At 59.6% G+C, this 552-nt stretch carries 1 pseudogene; it reads left to right on the top strand.

Annotated elements, in window-relative coordinates:
• A pseudogene (locus tag P792_RS0120140) lies at positions 1 to 552 on the top strand (peroxidase family protein); the annotation flags it as partial.

The raw sequence follows: 552 nt of genomic DNA on the forward strand, positions 1-552 counted from the left end.
GGCCGACACGTCTGAACCTGTCGCCTTTGCGTGTGCATGACAGCGAGTCAAACCCCTATGGGTCGGATTTCGTCTATACGCGCGATTTCAGCAAGCTCGATCTGGCAGCCGTCAAGGCAGATATCCGCAAGACCCTGACCCAGTCTCAGCCCTGGTGGCCTGCCGATTACGGTACCTATGCCCCGTTCTTCGTTCGTATGGCCTGGCACGCAGCAGGCACCTATCGCGCCATGGACGGCCGAGGGGGTGAAGAGGGTGGCGAGCAGCGCTTCGAGCAGCTGAATAGCTGGCCCGATAATGCGAGCCTCGACAAGGCGCGTCGCCTGCTGTGGCCAGTGAAGAAGAAATATGGCCGTGATCTCTCATGGGGCGATCTGATGGTGCTGACGGGTAATGTCGCACTCGAATCCATGGGCTTTAAAACCCTTGGTTTCGCCGGCGGTCGTGCCGATGACTGGCAGAGCGAGCTGGTCTATTGGGGCCCCGGCACACAGTTCATGAGCTCGAACGTCGATTCACAGGTCAAGAAATCCAGCGTTGAGCCTGGGGGCC

This window comes from Asaia sp. SF2.1, assembly GCF_000505765.1.
GTDB lineage: Bacteria > Pseudomonadota > Alphaproteobacteria > Acetobacterales > Acetobacteraceae > Asaia > Asaia bogorensis.